The sequence below is a fragment of the Brevibacillus nigriterrae genome (assembly GCF_049846925.1).
GTDB lineage: Bacteria > Bacillota > Bacilli > Brevibacillales > Brevibacillaceae > Brevibacillus_H.
Window position 1 is genome coordinate 1 of sequence record NZ_JBNCMT010000062.1, and the last position, 14,331, is coordinate 14,331.

The following is a 14,331-nucleotide window of genomic DNA, read 5'->3' on the forward strand; positions in this document are numbered from 1 at the left end:
GTTGAAGAAGATCAGCGGCTTGAACAGATAACGCCGGAAGGTTTCCGCCAATCCCTTGCAATCTGCTTCCAGCAGGTCTTGACGTACCTCGCCATGCGTTTGACCCAAGGCTCGGCTGCCGGATGATCCGACGTCACTTGAAAGGGTTTGCCCCAATACGGCTTGGGCCATTTCGGAGTTGGCAAGAGCAACCATGTCCTTGAAGGGATCAGCAGACTTTTGGGCCGTCTGGATAAACTCAATCATGGTGTTTTTGGAGATCACGGCTGCTGCATCTGATCCGATAGCTTGAACGGCCCTTTCCAGAACCGCTCTATCATGATCGGGCGTTCCAGGCTCATACTTTCCGACCCGGATCGGCATTCCAAAGACCTCCAGGAACGTCATCCAGTCCTTAATGGAATAATTTTTGAACATGTACATCCAGGCGCAGGAGCGAATGATCCCAGCTCTGACCATTGATCCGCTTCTTGCCTTGTAGCGATGAACCATGAATTTGTTGGTCGGAAGCAGCATGCCTGTCGGGTTCTCGTCTGTTATCAGGCGCATGTTGCCTTCCAGGTCGAAGGTAAAGCGCCTTGTGTCCACCCACGGGATTCTTTTGGGAAGCACCATCCCTTGGTCATAATTCCACTCGATTTCACAGACAGAGAAGCCTTTGCCAATCGCGTCCAAGAGGTCAAGCAGGGTATCTTCCAGCCCTTCAAACTCCATCGCTTTCTTGATCAGCTCGGCCCTGCGCTTTGCTTCCTCGGATTCGTCGGCAGGCATCACCTCCCAGTTGAGTCCCAGCACGGCGTTTTTTCTTGTCTGGAGAAGGGAACCAAGCTTCAGGTCCTTTTCTTCCATCTCCGCGAAGGCTTCCATTTGCAGAGCGATGTCGCCCTCATCTGCCTGTCTCAGTATCCGGGCCAGTTTCTCAGGAGTAAGGCCGGATGTCGGATAGGAGTAAAAACGATCACGCACCGACACAACGGCAATTCGATTCATTTCAGGTGTTTGTGCCATTAGTACGCTCCTTTCTTCCTAAACCTCGATCTGACCACTGGTGTGTATTCGGCAGGCCCCGTCATCCTGCTTTGGCCCAGGGCCAGTTGCAAGGCGATACGAGCTGAGTTGATCGCCATACCAAAGTGGTTGGCGACATTCTTCTTGTAGTGAATCGTCGCGTCCTCGCCGCTGCCGGATGTTTCTTTGACCAGCTTTTTCAGATGCAGCTTGACGGTGTTGATAGTGACTTCTTCCTTCGGATTGCGCGGCTTGGGGAGAAGAGCAAGCGGCGGGTTGGCAGCAAATAGGTCTGTCGTTTCGTCCAGGGATTCGTCCCGATCTACAGTGACCTTGTTGACGGCCTTTTCGCCTTCGCCTTCTTCACCTTCCTTCAGCTCCGTGCCTTTGAAATACTGAATGTATCCCCGGCATTTTGTAAGCTGCCGGACGATCTTCTTCGATTCGGTCTTGTACGGCATAGCGTCAATGACCAACGCGCCAGGGTTGAACGCTTCTTCGATGTGTTTGACCAACTCGGACAGCTCTTCAACCTCTACCTCAAAGAATGCGATAGGGAGCATTCCTTCTGCCCCGTAGGGCTGGGCAATCGCAACGTGGGCTTTGTCGCCCATGTCGATCCCGACGCCAGTCACAACATCGCTATGATCGTGGAAGTAGTAGTCGGAAAGCTCTTCCAGACGTTGCAGGACAGCAGGAGAAATCGGCTGCATGTTGCCGGAGTCAGGGAGAGCAAGGACGCTTCGCCTGAAGGTTGCCCGTTTCGATGGGCGATCCTTTGCTTTCTCCCATCTTTCGTAAATCAGAGAAAGCTTTGTGTCTGGAATGATGAGCTGCGGGACACGGTAGCCAAGGCGACTGTCACGGCCTGGATGTTCAGCGACCCAACGAGCGTTGGTGACGTCTAGCTTATGACCGCATTTTGGACAGACAAGAAAAACGTCCCCGTTCTTTTTTACGATGTTGTCAGGGAAGTCACTCTCAAGTGTGGCCTCTCGTCTGCAACCATAGCAGGTGACTATCCATTGCCGCTTATCTGAAGCGTCAAATAGTTCGTCGATCCCATCTGATTCAAACAGGGCCACGGAGAAGTATTTCTGCCAGCCCAGTGATCCAGGCGCGGAAATACGGTCTTGCGCCAGTTCCATATTTTCCGGGTTGATGAGCGCCACTTCGTCAAAGATGATCTCGTCGGCAGGAATGGAGATAGCCCCTGTTTTACTGACGAGACCACGAATATAAAAGAAGTGGGTCCCGATCTGCTTCAGGCTCTTTTGGTCGGTCCCACGTATGCGGCTGCTGAGATATTCGCTGCGCTGGACATACGGATCAAACCGGGTTGGGCCGAACATATTTGCCATTGCATCAGTTGGTAGATAGTAGATGATGTTTTTGCCCAGGACATCTACCATGTAAAGCGTGTGGGCGATTGCTAGAGTAGAGAAACCCGTCTGCGCGCCTTTCTCTACAGTCATGTGCGGGTGGGTGTGATAGCTGTCCACGATCTCTTTCATGAAGCCTCGCCCGATAGGATCATAGGGCCTGCCATCGTCAAGAGTCAGATGCTTTCGGCAATACTCGATAAACGAGATCGCCTGATCTTCGCGTTTGGGAACAAGGTCTTTAAGCAGGGACATTGGCATTCGACTCCACAATCAGGATCAACTTGTCCAAAAGGTCCGGGTCATTCGTGATGGTCTCGCGCAGCTCCGCCTTGATCCGATCCGCAGCTTCCTTCACAGCTTTTTCCGCAGTAAACTTCAGTTTTTCACGGGCGATGGTGGAGCGCTCAAGCGTAGCCAGTGCTTTGATTGCGTCAAGCGTTGCCTTTCCCGGCTTCTTCGGGCTGTTCACCAACATGTCCATGAGAATCTGAAAAGCCACAGTGGAAGTAGCTTCTGCCATGTCGGTATTCGGGCCGTTGCTGCTCTCGATGATGGCTTTTGCTTGGTCCCTCGCAATGCTGATCGCTTCCAACTTGGCAAGAAATTTCTTTCCGTATCGTTGTAAACTCGCCTCGCTAATGTCATGACCGGATGAGACAACCATTTCATGAATCTGCTTGTAGGTGAGCCTGCCGTTGACGATAGCGTCATTGATTGCTGCCTGAAGGTTGGCAGGTAACTTGTTGACTTTTGAATGGCTGCGGTTGCGATCCGTCGTCATCCGAACCTAGCCCCCAACTGGATACCAGGATCATCAGGGATGTTTCCTTCCAACAGGTCTTTCCCGCGAGCGGTAAGCCGGATTGTTTCCCTTTCGATCCCGCCAGCCTTTGCGGTTTCTTTATGGATGTATTCTTTTTCTTCCAGATAGGCGAGGTTTGCTTTCATGCCCAGGTTGTCTGGAGCAAAGCCAAGGGCAAGCAACTGATCCCGAACGATAGTGACACTCAGCGGATCGGGGAAGGCTTTGTCGATCACCCGGAGTATCCACCCGCGCAGCTCACGGTTATTTTCCATTTGTGTTACCTCCTACAAGAGAGACCAAGCTCGATACGTTTTTATTTAGTTCCGTTATGTCTCGTCCAATGGTGTCAATCTTTCGCTCCAGGGTGTTGATCTCTCGGAAGAAATCCTCCCGCATGACGTACTTTTCTGGCAGAGACTCTTTGTGTTTGGAGAGATCGTCTTCAAGCTTTTTGATCGCTATTTCACTCCGCTGCTGTTGTTGTCGATTCGTGTTGTAAATGTCTTTCAGGAAGAAGCCGACCACGGCAAGAAGGATGGTAATAATGCCAAGTGCGATACTATTTACTGTGACAAGAATGTCTGTAGACATCCGATTCCATTACCTCCTTTCAAGGCAAAATAAAAAACCTCAATCCTTATAGATTGAGGTTAACATTACCAATTATTCACTTTCCAAAAATGCACTTGAGAAAGTTATTTGAAGGAAAAACCGACTATTCTTCGAGAAAATCCATGATGTTCATTTGTCCTGGATGAGGTGTGTCCGCCAAGATTTCTCTTACCCATGATACAGAAATGTTGTACTTTTGGGCAAGCTCCCTGTAATTCGATCCGTTAAATTCGGACTTGATCCGTTTGTCCCGGATGGATCGGAAAAGCGTGTCCTCCTTGGGGAGATATAGCATATCACCACCGAATTTACGGATAAGTTTTACGGTTGATTCAATACCAATCAGATTGGCGATGGGTCGAGTAGTAGGCGGCAGCTCATCCATTGTCACTTGGTTGGCCCAGTCATCCAACTGATTTACCTCATCCATCCTGTGCATCTCCTTTCGTTTGGCGTTTTATCATCGCTTTTAACCCTTCGATGATCTTGTTTGCCTCGGATCGCGTCTGCGCCCAAGGCTTGCCTATCATCTTCTTGGTGAAGCCTTGTTGTCTATCAGGTTCATGCCAGCCCAGTTCTGCAAAGAGTTGCCGGATTTTTTGCGCTTGCCACGGCCCGACTATCGCGTTCGGGTCTTTCGGTTTGTTCCTGGTCTGTTTGGGCTTTGCGCTGCCTTTGTAGCCAAGATGTTCTAGGCGTTTCATCACTTTTCTAAAGCCGTCAAGGGAGAGATCGCGGCTGCTGGAGACTCCAGCTTCTTGCTGAAGAATTTGACGGTACACATCGTCATCAAGGCTCAAGTCCTTTTTTGCGATGTGGAGAACGGCGAGCTGCTTACGTTCAATCATTCTTTCACATCCCTTTTAAACACGTTTTAAAAACACTCTGAAGATTGCACTTGGATATACCCTGGAGGCGAAAGAGGGCAAGAGGAAGGGGTAGTATAACTCTTGCCGTATTCTTTTGCCTTCAGCGTATATCCCTTGACCTGCCATCATCAGGCGAGGAAGGTCATTCCCTCACGACACCCCCACAGCAGGAGAGTGTTTCGGCTTGCTCATTCATTACATACCAATTCAATCACCTTATTGTTCTTGATCAAATGGCTTTTCAATGCTCGGAACGATGTCCAGTATGGATCGTAATACACGTATTTGTTCTTGGCTTGCATTTCTTTGAAAATGCGCTTGGATATTTTCTTGAAGTCTGCCATGTCCTTTCTGGAATAAAAGCTCTTGGTTCTTGGGCAGAGGAAACGTCGCCGTTCTTCGCAATCCTCAACAAACCATCTGCCTTCAATTTTTCCATTCACGTAGACCGCAATCGCATTTTTGAATTGCCCGATCCGTTTGAGAGCAAGCGTCAGCTCGTAGCCGTCGCAAACGAGCTTTACTCGATCAAAGAATCCTTGCATCCTTTGTTCGATGTCCTTCCAGTCTTCAGGGGTTATTGCCCTTGTTACTTTTTGCTGTTCGGTTTGATCCATCTTAATTATTACACTCCTTTCCGACCTGCCATCATCAGGCGAGGAAGGTCATTCCCTCGCGACACCCTGACGAATCAGGGCGTTTCGGCTAAAATCTCTGAAGGCATCTTTTTAACGATGAGTGTCAGCTCATATCGGTCTGCCGGATCGAGTGACCCAACAAAGGCATTCGCAGCACCCAAAACTTTTGCGACTTCCTGGCCTTCAATGTTTCTCATGATGCTGAGAGCCACTTCCTCAGTTGGTTGGGGGATAGACCTAAGTCTTGTTTGAGGATCGTTGCGTTTACGGCTGTTTGGCGTTGTTGTCATTGGGCTTCAATCCTTTCAACTGCTGGTTTGTAAAAGAATTTGTCTTTTGCATCGCGCTTTGCACCGATCTTTGCGAGAGCAGCATCGTCATACTTTGCCAGTTCGTCTTTGTCGATAGACTCTTTAGTGACAATGCAATCAAACATTTTGTTTTGTTTCAGGGCTTCCAGGATCGCCTTGACGTTACGGGTGACAATGCTTGTCGTTTTTCGGAAACCGACTTCCCCAAACGTCAGGGCCTTTGTCTTGCTATCCTTAAACTCATCAACACGGGACTCTGTGAAGTCCTGGACGTGTTTCTCAAGCTCAGCTCTCCGTTGGAGCAGTGGAGTAACTACGGCTTCCGTGTCTGCCTTGATGTCATTGATAAGCTTATTCATGTTTGCTTCAGCAGAGGAAACCTGGGCGTCAAGGACACTGATTTCCCGCAGCGCTTGGTTGACTTCATCCCAGCTTTGGAAGGTGGGAGCTGCCTTCTTTTTTGCCAATTTCATCATCCTTTGTGTGTGTATTTTTGGCCTGTCATCATCAGAGTGGGAAGGCCATTTCCCACTGACACCCCCGGAGGCCGGAAGTGTTTCGACAGTTACTTCAAGCGTTGACTTTGAGCATTCCAGGCGGGAGTGCCGCCGCCAACCTTGTAGTTGTTGACTGAAGCATAGGTCGTGTTTTGCCTGATCCAATCGGAGATTTTACGAGGGATAATAACGGGAGGTTTACCCGGCCTGCGCTTCTGGCTCATCCTTGGCAGCTCCTTCTAATTTTGTCTGGAAGAACATCATATCTTCGATAGTGAACGCCCCCCGAAACCCTTTGATCTTACTTTTATAGTTGTTTGCATAGTGATCTGCATTGCAAGTCCTCTCGATGATGTCAGGCAGATAATCGTATATCATGCTTTTCAGCTCCTTTTATCCATGTCCACTGCGTCATTGCAAGTGGGGCAATGCCTGTACAACACATGATTTTTGAACCGTAGTTTGAATGGCCCCCGATGACCGCAGACACAGACACCGGGCCTTACTGATCCTTCTTGCGGAATCGAAGGAGCATCCCTTTCACGGAAATAGTCACTCAAAACCTTGATGTCCCGTTTCATTTCTTCTTCCTGTAATCCTCGCCATGAACAGGGACGACGTGGGTCATGCCCAAGATTCGGCTGACGATCCGGTCCCAACCGAGAAGAGCTTCCAGCGTGTCCAGGTCCTCGTTGCTGGTGATGATAGTCGGGAGGTTATTAGAGGCACGGGCATTTAGAATGATGTACACCCGTTCTGTTACCCAAGGTGTAGATTTGCAAGCTCCAAGATCGTCAAGGATGAGAAGGTCCATTGTCTTGAGGGCCTCCAGCATCTTTTTTGTATCCTGGGATTCATCACCACCGGGCCGTAGCGACTCCATGAGATCGGGGACTGTTGCGCAAATGCCAGCAACCCCGTGCCTCATCAGTTCCTGAAGAATGGCATAGCTCAAATGACTTTTTCCAGTGCCAGGATTTCCAAACATAAAGAGTCCGTTTTTCTCTTCGGATCGCAGCTCCTGGAACCGCTCAACGTATCGCTTTGCCATGCGCCAAGCTGTATGCTGCTCTGTTCCAGCCTCCGCATCGTAATTCTCAAGGCGTTTGTCTAGGTACTTCACTGGTATTCGCGCAATTTTGAAGAGCTTGTCCAGGCGTTTTTGTTCAATTTCTTGGATGAGACATTTGCACTCTTTACGGCGGCAGACGCCATTTTCTTCATCCAGGAAGAGCGTCCATCCGCTGCCATCGCATTCATGATGTGGACATTTGTCAGATATGCTGAGTTGAAAGAGTTTGTAATCGTAGCACTCACAGCGCACCTCACAGTTGCCTTTGCCTGGGAGCTGCACCATCTTCCACATGCTGCCGTCACATTTGTTAAATGGGCAACTCGCTTCCTGTGACGTAGTGGTCGGCATATTTCCCGCGATGCTGGCCTTCATTTGATCCAGAAACCCTTGCAGCCCCTCCATCAACGATCACCTGCCCATTGTTCTTTTTCTTGAATCCCTCTTGTTGTGCAAGGTTTCTCAGTATGCCTTGCGTGTAGTTTTCTTTCCTGTCCGGGTACTTGCTAGAGTGAATTACAGCAGCTTGAATCACCGTTTCAGTTGGGTAATCCATGAAGTATTTAAGCTGCGTTAAAATGACGTTTAAAGCAAGTTTCTCAGCCTTGCGAGTTTTGGCTATGCAAGTAAAGTATGCAGCTAGTTTTTGGAGATCGCTTTCGCTGTATCTCTTGAGTAGAACATCGGCTAAGTGCTGCTGTTCATCGGTAAGAGCATGTCGGCAAGCCCGAAACACACTTTCCTTTTGTGCATCCATTCAGATGATTCAGTCCTTTCGTGGAATATCGTAGGTGAGTGGAACACCAAACCTTTCAGCAAAATACATTTCAAACATCAGCAGTCGCCCTGGAGTCATCTTGTCGATTTGCGTTTGTATGCGGGCTTTGCCTTTTTCGGTGAGGACATAATCGTCGTTAATCTGTTGGATTAGGCCGTCCTCATCAAGCTGTTGGAACACACTGGCTATAAATCGGTCGAGAGTGTCTTTGTCAAGGGTCATCCAACCAACCCCTTTTTTAACCAAGACCCGCCTCGATCCAGTTGGGCGAGGCTTACTTCTCGTTCAAATGGCATCCCATCAACAAAGCGAACGAGACTGACCCGATCAGAAAAAATCTCATTGACCACCCAGCGGTGACCATCATAGGAAACGAATTTACCTCTCCAGATGAACATAGGCTTACCCTCCAATTATTGGTTGTCGAAGGAAACACCCTTTCCATCGGGATAACAGCCATGATATACTGGTCCCTGAAAAGTGAATGGATAGGGTGCTATCCCGCTAAAAGTCTGAGCCGCTAACTCAGGCTTTTTTTATTGCCCTCATGCTCCGATCCCCATGTATCTCGCCATGTCTACCAGCCCTTGCAGCTTTACGTTTTGGTTGGCTGCGCTATTTACATACACGTTGACCGCTCCACGAATGCCGTATTTGCTTCTGGAGATTCGCAGCAGGAAGTTTCGTTCTTCTTCTTGCAGGTGTGGGAAAAGCAGCTCCATATCTTCCGGCTGAGTTAGTTCCGTGCGGACATTCTTTCTCATGGAGATACGAGAGAACAACTGAGCGAATGCTGCTTCGCCTCGGCCCGTCATCCGGGTATAAACTTCTTCATTTCCGATCAGGACCATACCGACGCCGCTTTCGTCCGCGATGGAGCGCAGATGATCCAGAGCCTTCAAAGGAAGATGCTGTGCTTCGTCTACGATGATGACCCTGCCGGATTCCACCAGTTTCTCGTTGATCTCTTCATACATCCGCCGAATGGATCGACCCTCTTGAACCTTCAGCGCCTTTGCCAGTTTTTCCGTAACGCCTTTAGTCGTTCCAAAAGCCGGTGACATGGTGATGACAACCGCTTCGGGATGGTTACGAGCATATTCACGAATAGCCTCGGTCTTGCCGATCCCTGCATCCCCGTAAACAATGCCCAGTACATTTGCAACATGGCAGTAAGTGATAATGTCCAGGACCGCTTGTGACTGAGAAGTATGTACAAAATCCGGCTTCTGCGGTGCTACCTCTCTGGCCTCGTCAACTGCGAGGAAAGCCCGAATCTTTCCAAAGAGCTTGTGAGGGGATGGATAGGTCTCTTTCAAAAACTGACTGAGAGCCGCAGGCGATATACCCAATGCTCTTGCTACTCCTGACTGTGACATCCCCGTTTTTTCCATGTGGTCTTTTATGGCCTGAATCAGTTCCAGCCATTCATTGGTGACAACCATGAAAACCGCTCCTTACTTCTTGGTTTTTTGAGCCGCATTTATCATGCGGGATAGGTTAATGTTATTTGCTTGGCCCACAGCCTTTTTGAGTGGAGCTGCTTCGACTTTCCGCTCACCTGATCGAACCGGGGAGAGAACTTTTGCTTCAGCTTCTATAGCTTCTTCCAGATTCTTGCGGGCTTGTCCCATCACAAGGTCTATCGGATCAGGTGCGTAAATTTCCGCGACAAGTGCTTCTTTGTAGGCTTTTACTTTCTTCTTGATCTTCTTGGCCTCGCTTGCCACGTCCTTAATATCTTCCTTGCTGGCCCCGTATTCCAAAGCCTTTTTATGAGTGGCTGTCATCAGGAAACGATCCTCCAGGTCATAGACCCGAACCTCTCCCAAATTCGCTGGATCGAATCGAACATAGACTTTCTTACCGCGATACTGAGCAACCAGTTCCGTGTTGTAGTAATCGAGGCCGTAACCGTAAAGCGTGAGGCGGACGCCGTTCCTGCCAACCGTAACTGGCTTGGAAGAACGCATCAGCATCAGGTCTAAGTCCTCCGGCAGCGCAGTGCGTTTTTCAACCAACTGCTCGGCATAAACTTGGTGAGGCGTTTTTCCGTTCATCCCATCTCCGTGGTGTGGTTGATGATCTAACCAGCCAAAAGCGAAGGTTTCAAAAGCTTCGGCAAATTCTTCTTCCGTGACAATGTTGTTTGGGTCTTTCAAGATTTTTAGCAGCCGCTCTGGACGTTCCTTGACATGTCCACCCTGATAGGTGAGGAACAGCTTGGAGAAGTTTTCTTTTACTTCCCTAAAGGTTCGTTCAACCAGTTTCGCCTTTGCATTCTTTACCTTGGCGTTCATCATTCGGATGCCCAATCGCTCAAACACCGCAGGCGGTTTGTGTTCACCATCGTTTTTCTTTGTCTTGCGCCGTCCACGTCCTCCAATGTCGCTTGCGAGGAAGTCCATACCGTTGTCGGTGTAGACCACTTTGGGGATGCCATACTTGAGGATGCCTTTTCGTATTGCCAGGAGGTTTGTATCGGAGTTGGGGTTTTCAGATACGACAATGGACATTGTTTTTCGGCTTCGGACATCGGTATACATGGTTACTTGTGGGCGATAGGTTGATCCGTCTGGACGCCTTACCACTACGTCAAACTTGTGGTTGTCTGCGACCCAAATATCATTGCTTGCAAGTCCTTGATAAGAACGGCGGGCAAACGGTGCGACTTTATCATCGAAGTCTTTCTCGCCGTATCTATACATGCGGATGACTGCATAAGGTATGTTTGTGATCCTTCGCTCGAAAGCCTTGCAAGATGGTAACGGACCGAAGTTGTTTTCCTTGGCCCAAATGCTCACCCACCTGTAACATGCTTGGGCGCTGGGCCTATTCTCATCTAGGTAATACTGCTGAAATAAACTCCAGACCACTTCAGGTATGGTTGACTCTCCGCGATTCCAACCGCCACGGCGATCTATCAGGGCAGCGTCTCCCTGTTCAGTCCAGGACTTGTATTTCCGATGTAGTGTTTTGGCTGTCACTTGATTTTCAGAATGAGCAAGATTCCAGTTTTCGCAGAACATTTCATCCAGCTCTGATTTGGACATTCCTGGTTGAGAGCGGAAGGCTTGCCACTGTTCGAAGCAATTTCTCCAGAAACCAATTTGCTCGCGCTCTTGATCACTAAATACTTCAAGGGGAGCTTGTCCCTTTTGATCAGCGCTATTTTCAACTACTTCCTTGAACAACTTGACTGCTTTTTTCTGTGCCTGGATAGGGAGAGAAGAAACGGGGATTTTATATTCAATCCCTCCGCGCCCTCGCGTTCCAGTTTTTACCGCATTAGCTTTTAGCTTGTTGCTACTGATTTGCTTCTGTACCGCTCGCTCGGATATACCCATGAGACGAGCGGTTTCCTTGACGGTTAAAAGTTGCAACTCGCCCACGGTCTGCCTCCTTCCTTAATCAGCTTTTTGGCTTGTTTCGATAGATGGCTGATTGTACTGGTCCCACTCCTTGCTGCTTTCCGAAAACTTGGTGTAAATATCGTTGTAAAGACTCATCAGGTATTCACGGCGTTTAGTTAGGAAAGAAATTTGAGTGCTTAACTCTTCAATTTCAGGTGTTATCTGTGCCACTAAATTAGCACAGTGTTGCATGATCGATTCATGATGTTTCCTGAAAGCTGAATTTTTCTGTGTCTCGTCAATAGTCGCCAAAGATTTCAACATTACTGATAGGTCGCTAGGGTGGATCAGATGAGGCTTTTTGTCCATTTAACTCCCTCTTTCAACTGAATTACTCTGCTTTCGGAAGACGTCGCTCCGCAAACAAAATGTCATCTACCAATTTACGGTACTTTTTTGCTGGTCTTGTGCCAGAAATCAAGTCTGACATTCTGTTTTCGGGAATCCCATTCCGTTTACAGAATTCTTTTTGATCCATCTGTAACTCAGCCAATCTTGCTTTGATCGCCCAGCCATATGTACTGATTGGCTTTTTTCTCAACAAATTTCTCACCTCCATCGACAAACTAAGTCATAGTCAGAATGATGGTGCTACTGATATAATTTGTGGTAACTCACTTCCCACAATTTCATTTTACTCCGAATACGGAGCAAACACAATACTTTTGTTCCGTTTTCGGAATGATTTTTAGGGAGGATTTAAAAATGGCACTACTCAAACGGAGTGATGTTAATATGACAACAACTTTTGGAGAGAGGTTAAGGGAGCTAAGAACCGCAGAAAAGCTATCTATGGATGCGTTAGCAAAAGAAATCGGCACTTCTTCAAGCAGAATCAGCGACTGGGAAAACAAAGGAGGCGATCCGTCCTCTGTTTTCGTAGTAAGACTTGCCGAGAAGTTTGGCGTCACTTTGGAATGGCTCCTTACGGGAGAGGGACCTAAACACAAAAACACTGAGCCCCCAGTTGTTTTGGACACCAATGTCTGGAACAACATTTTTTCGGGTCAAAAACGGGAATTGAATTACCAAAACGATGAGAGTAATAACAGAAGAAGAACCATGATTATTTCGCATTCACAAGGAAGCGGAAAGACTGCAACAACTTTATTTTTCAATAATCCACTGTATTCCGCTTTAAGTGCACTAGACAAAGAAGATATAGAACTACTTACCCCTTTAATAAAGAGACTGGCGCAGAATAAAACTCCCCGCGAATTCACCCAACAGATGGGTAGAGGTACACGGATCGCTGGTCAAATTATCACTGGAGATAGGGAAAACGGTTTTGAAGATGAAGCAGAGACTTTTGTTGAAATTCCTATCCTGGGACAAGCTGCTGCTGGCGTTCCGATCTCAGTATTCAGGTTAATTGATGGGTATATCAAAGTGCCGGAGCAATATAAAAATTGTTTCTCTGTCCGTGTTCGTGGAGATAGTATGGTTGGCGCTGGTATTAAGGATGGTGGCTATGTCATAGTGAGACAACAAAACGCTGTTGATAATGGAGACATTGCTTTAGTAATGATTGGGGGAGCTGACGAGGAGGAAGTCACCATTAAAAGATTTAAGAAAGACTGCAACAAGATTCATTTAATTTCTGAGAACGACAGGTATCAACCTCTAATCTACGGCGCAAATGACGGAGTGCATATCCTGGGTAAAATTGTTGAATGGTTTTCACCTGAAGAAGCTGAATCCAGAATGAGTCAAAAGATATAACCGCCATCGAATTGTGGTATAATTTGTAATAAAATCACAAAGGAGAATGGTTTATGTCTCTTGTCTTTGGTGGGTTAAGTTTCGTTAGTTTTATTGGTTTTCTATTAGGAGTAATTGGAATCTTTAGCCCCAATATTATGAACAACGCCCAGAAGGGCCGGACGTTTTCCAGAAAGCATTTTATCATCCAGGCTAGTCTAATGTTCATAGTCTGCCTAGTAATGATCCTGGCTTTCAGTATCTCCAAAGAAATCAGCCCAACCTCCGCAAATACCGACAGCAAGACCGCTGCCACACCCCAGCCAGTTAACCAGGTCAAAACAGTCGTACAGGACAAGCCAGCAGAAGCACCAAGCATTCAGACAACTCAGCCCCCTGCAAACGAATTGCCTTCTTCGGGAATTAAGACGCAGGTAGTTATTTCATCTTTCATGGAGCCTGGGATCGTCACTACCGAACCGATCCAAGCGGTAACAGAATGGAAGAAACAAAACATCGGTGGTAAAACCTCCTACGTATCGCATCCTGCTGGTTTTTCTTACATAGAGGTTTTTGAAAATACTAATGGTGAAATGAGCAGCATTTCAATGATCACTTCAGAATTGAACAGCAGTACCCCGGTACTTGGACAAATGACTTTAATGGGACTTGCAACCAAGATTGTAATTCCAGATGTAGCACAGGCCGACATGAATAAAATATTTGCCCTGGCTTCGGAGTCAGTAAAGAAACCCAATGAACCACTTGAGTATGAATTTAAAGGGAAAAAATTCGAGTTTTCCTTTAATGATTCTGCTAAAAGTCTTGCTTTTAAGATCAAACCAGCAAATTGAGTTTATTTATTCAATGTTACGCATATTTATTCAACTACTTTATAAAAAGACTTCATCATGAGAAACTTGCCAATAACGCCAGTGTTTTCAACTAACGAACCAGTTCGTAAGTTCGTTTGGAAAAGTTCGTTAGGTACAGCGAGAAAATTTCCGTTTTTAATCCCTTTCAAAGCCGAATTAAACGTAATTTAATGCGGTTTTAAACAACTTTTAATGACCTAAATTTAAAAGGCGACCTTCGGACCCTTACAGTCTGAAATCGCCTTTTTTTCTCGTTTTTTCTCATTTTGCTTTTCTTGCTGGTTTTATCGTAGAATCCTTGGTATAACTCACTTTTCATCACTTTTTTTCGGTTTTCATCATATCTCATTCTGTGTGTCTAAGTACA

Annotated in this window: 22 protein-coding genes and 2 other RNA genes; 3 read left to right on the forward strand and 21 right to left on the reverse strand. The window is 47.3% G+C overall.

Translation table 11 applies throughout. The features are described 5' to 3' along the window. The 14 genes from ACPW7N_RS26060 to ACPW7N_RS26125 form a co-directional block, all read right to left on the reverse strand. Positions 1–1,008 (reverse strand): phage portal protein family protein (locus ACPW7N_RS26060; RefSeq protein ID WP_425654773.1); only part of this gene is annotated, 1,008 nt, incomplete at its 3' end. Continuing rightward, positions 1,008–2,645 carry a phage terminase large subunit family protein gene (locus ACPW7N_RS26065; RefSeq protein ID WP_425654774.1) on the reverse strand — a complete coding sequence of 546 codons (1,638 nt, stop codon included), beginning with the start codon at positions 2,643–2,645 and terminating at the stop codon, positions 1,008–1,010. The genes ACPW7N_RS26060 and ACPW7N_RS26065, both read right to left, overlap by 1 nt. Beyond that, complete coding sequence (locus ACPW7N_RS26070; protein WP_425654776.1) at positions 2,632–3,174, reverse strand: phage protein Gp27 family protein; 543 nt, start codon at positions 3,172–3,174, stop codon at positions 2,632–2,634. The genes ACPW7N_RS26065 and ACPW7N_RS26070 overlap by 14 nt, the downstream gene beginning before the upstream one ends. Then, a complete protein-coding gene (locus ACPW7N_RS26075) occupies positions 3,171–3,470 on the reverse strand; it encodes a hypothetical protein (protein WP_425654778.1) in 300 nt (99 codons plus the stop codon). Before ACPW7N_RS26075 ends, ACPW7N_RS26070 begins: the two co-directional genes overlap by 4 nt. Further along, entirely contained in the window at positions 3,460–3,789 is a 330-nt protein-coding gene (locus ACPW7N_RS26080) for a hypothetical protein (protein ID WP_425654779.1), read from the reverse strand. The genes ACPW7N_RS26075 and ACPW7N_RS26080 overlap by 11 nt, the downstream gene beginning before the upstream one ends. Before the next feature lie 124 nt (positions 3,790–3,913). After that, complete coding sequence (locus ACPW7N_RS26085) at positions 3,914–4,240, reverse strand: Mor transcription activator family protein (RefSeq protein ID WP_425654781.1); 327 nt, start codon at positions 4,238–4,240, stop codon at positions 3,914–3,916. Beyond that, complete coding sequence (locus ACPW7N_RS26090; RefSeq protein WP_425654782.1) at positions 4,233–4,658, reverse strand: phage protein GemA/Gp16 family protein; 426 nt, start codon at positions 4,656–4,658, stop codon at positions 4,233–4,235. The genes ACPW7N_RS26085 and ACPW7N_RS26090 overlap by 8 nt, the downstream gene beginning before the upstream one ends. Positions 4,659–4,792: 134 nt before the next feature. Next, positions 4,793–4,864: hammerhead ribozyme type II (locus tag ACPW7N_RS26095), an RNA gene on the reverse strand. A gap of 3 nt (positions 4,865–4,867) precedes the next feature. Continuing rightward, positions 4,868–5,296 (reverse strand): hypothetical protein, encoded by a 429-nt coding sequence (locus ACPW7N_RS26100; RefSeq protein ID WP_425654784.1) that lies wholly within the window; start codon positions 5,294–5,296, stop codon positions 4,868–4,870. A 74-nt stretch (positions 5,297–5,370) separates the two neighbouring features. After that, entirely contained in the window at positions 5,371–5,607 is a 237-nt protein-coding gene (locus ACPW7N_RS26105; RefSeq protein WP_425654786.1) for a hypothetical protein, read from the reverse strand. After that, positions 5,604–6,095 (reverse strand): host-nuclease inhibitor Gam family protein, encoded by a 492-nt coding sequence (locus tag ACPW7N_RS26110; protein ID WP_425654788.1) that lies wholly within the window; start codon positions 6,093–6,095, stop codon positions 5,604–5,606. The genes ACPW7N_RS26105 and ACPW7N_RS26110 overlap by 4 nt, the downstream gene beginning before the upstream one ends. Positions 6,096–6,120: 25 nt before the next feature. Next, positions 6,121–6,192, reverse strand: an RNA gene (locus ACPW7N_RS26115) — hammerhead ribozyme type II. A 131-nt stretch (positions 6,193–6,323) separates the two neighbouring features. Further along, positions 6,324–6,503, reverse strand: a complete 180-nt coding sequence (locus ACPW7N_RS26120; RefSeq protein ID WP_425654790.1) for a hypothetical protein — start codon at positions 6,501–6,503, stop codon at positions 6,324–6,326. Between the two features lie 199 nt (positions 6,504–6,702). Then, positions 6,703–7,248: an ATP-binding protein gene (locus ACPW7N_RS26125; protein ID WP_425654791.1), complete on the reverse strand. Its 546-nt coding sequence runs from the start codon at positions 7,246–7,248 to the stop codon at positions 6,703–6,705. Between the two features lie 39 nt (positions 7,249–7,287). Between ACPW7N_RS26125 and ACPW7N_RS26130 the strand changes: the two genes are divergently transcribed. Beyond that, positions 7,288–7,533, forward strand: coding sequence for a hypothetical protein (locus ACPW7N_RS26130; protein WP_425654792.1), 246 nt, complete (start codon positions 7,288–7,290; stop codon positions 7,531–7,533). On the opposite strand, the gene ACPW7N_RS26135 is transcribed toward ACPW7N_RS26130, so the two are convergent. The 7 genes from ACPW7N_RS26135 to ACPW7N_RS26165 all read right to left on the reverse strand — a co-directional run bounded on the left by ACPW7N_RS26135 (position 7,508) and on the right by ACPW7N_RS26165 (position 11,932). Then, positions 7,508–7,954 (reverse strand): hypothetical protein, encoded by a 447-nt coding sequence (locus ACPW7N_RS26135; RefSeq protein WP_425654794.1) that lies wholly within the window; start codon positions 7,952–7,954, stop codon positions 7,508–7,510. The two genes, ACPW7N_RS26130 and ACPW7N_RS26135, sit on opposite strands and share 26 nt — an antisense overlap. A gap of 9 nt (positions 7,955–7,963) precedes the next feature. Next, entirely contained in the window at positions 7,964–8,197 is a 234-nt protein-coding gene (locus tag ACPW7N_RS26140) for a hypothetical protein (protein ID WP_425654795.1), read from the reverse strand. Beyond that, entirely contained in the window at positions 8,194–8,373 is a 180-nt protein-coding gene (locus tag ACPW7N_RS26145; RefSeq protein WP_425654797.1) for a hypothetical protein, read from the reverse strand. Before ACPW7N_RS26145 ends, ACPW7N_RS26140 begins: the two co-directional genes overlap by 4 nt. 147 nt (positions 8,374–8,520) lie before the next feature. Then, on the reverse strand, positions 8,521–9,420 hold the full coding sequence (locus ACPW7N_RS26150) for an AAA family ATPase (protein WP_425654799.1): 900 nt from the start codon (positions 9,418–9,420) through the stop codon (positions 8,521–8,523). A gap of 12 nt (positions 9,421–9,432) precedes the next feature. Continuing rightward, positions 9,433–11,367 (reverse strand): Mu transposase C-terminal domain-containing protein, encoded by a 1,935-nt coding sequence (locus tag ACPW7N_RS26155; protein ID WP_425654801.1) that lies wholly within the window; start codon positions 11,365–11,367, stop codon positions 9,433–9,435. A 15-nt stretch (positions 11,368–11,382) separates the two neighbouring features. Continuing rightward, the gene (locus tag ACPW7N_RS26160; RefSeq protein WP_425654802.1) at positions 11,383–11,697 is read right to left on the reverse strand and encodes a hypothetical protein; all 315 of its coding nucleotides are present in this window, start codon (positions 11,695–11,697) and stop codon (positions 11,383–11,385) included. A 22-nt stretch (positions 11,698–11,719) separates the two neighbouring features. After that, entirely contained in the window at positions 11,720–11,932 is a 213-nt protein-coding gene (locus ACPW7N_RS26165) for an XRE family transcriptional regulator (RefSeq protein ID WP_425654803.1), read from the reverse strand. Between the two features lie 161 nt (positions 11,933–12,093). Between ACPW7N_RS26165 and ACPW7N_RS26170 the strand changes: the two genes are divergently transcribed. Together ACPW7N_RS26170 and ACPW7N_RS26175 are read left to right on the forward strand one after the other, a co-directional pair. Further along, positions 12,094–13,110: a helix-turn-helix domain-containing protein gene (locus tag ACPW7N_RS26170; protein WP_425654804.1), complete on the forward strand. Its 1,017-nt coding sequence runs from the start codon at positions 12,094–12,096 to the stop codon at positions 13,108–13,110. A 53-nt stretch (positions 13,111–13,163) separates the two neighbouring features. Continuing rightward, positions 13,164–13,943 (forward strand): hypothetical protein, encoded by a 780-nt coding sequence (locus tag ACPW7N_RS26175; protein WP_425654805.1) that lies wholly within the window; start codon positions 13,164–13,166, stop codon positions 13,941–13,943. The last annotated feature ends 388 nt before the right edge of the window (positions 13,944–14,331 follow it).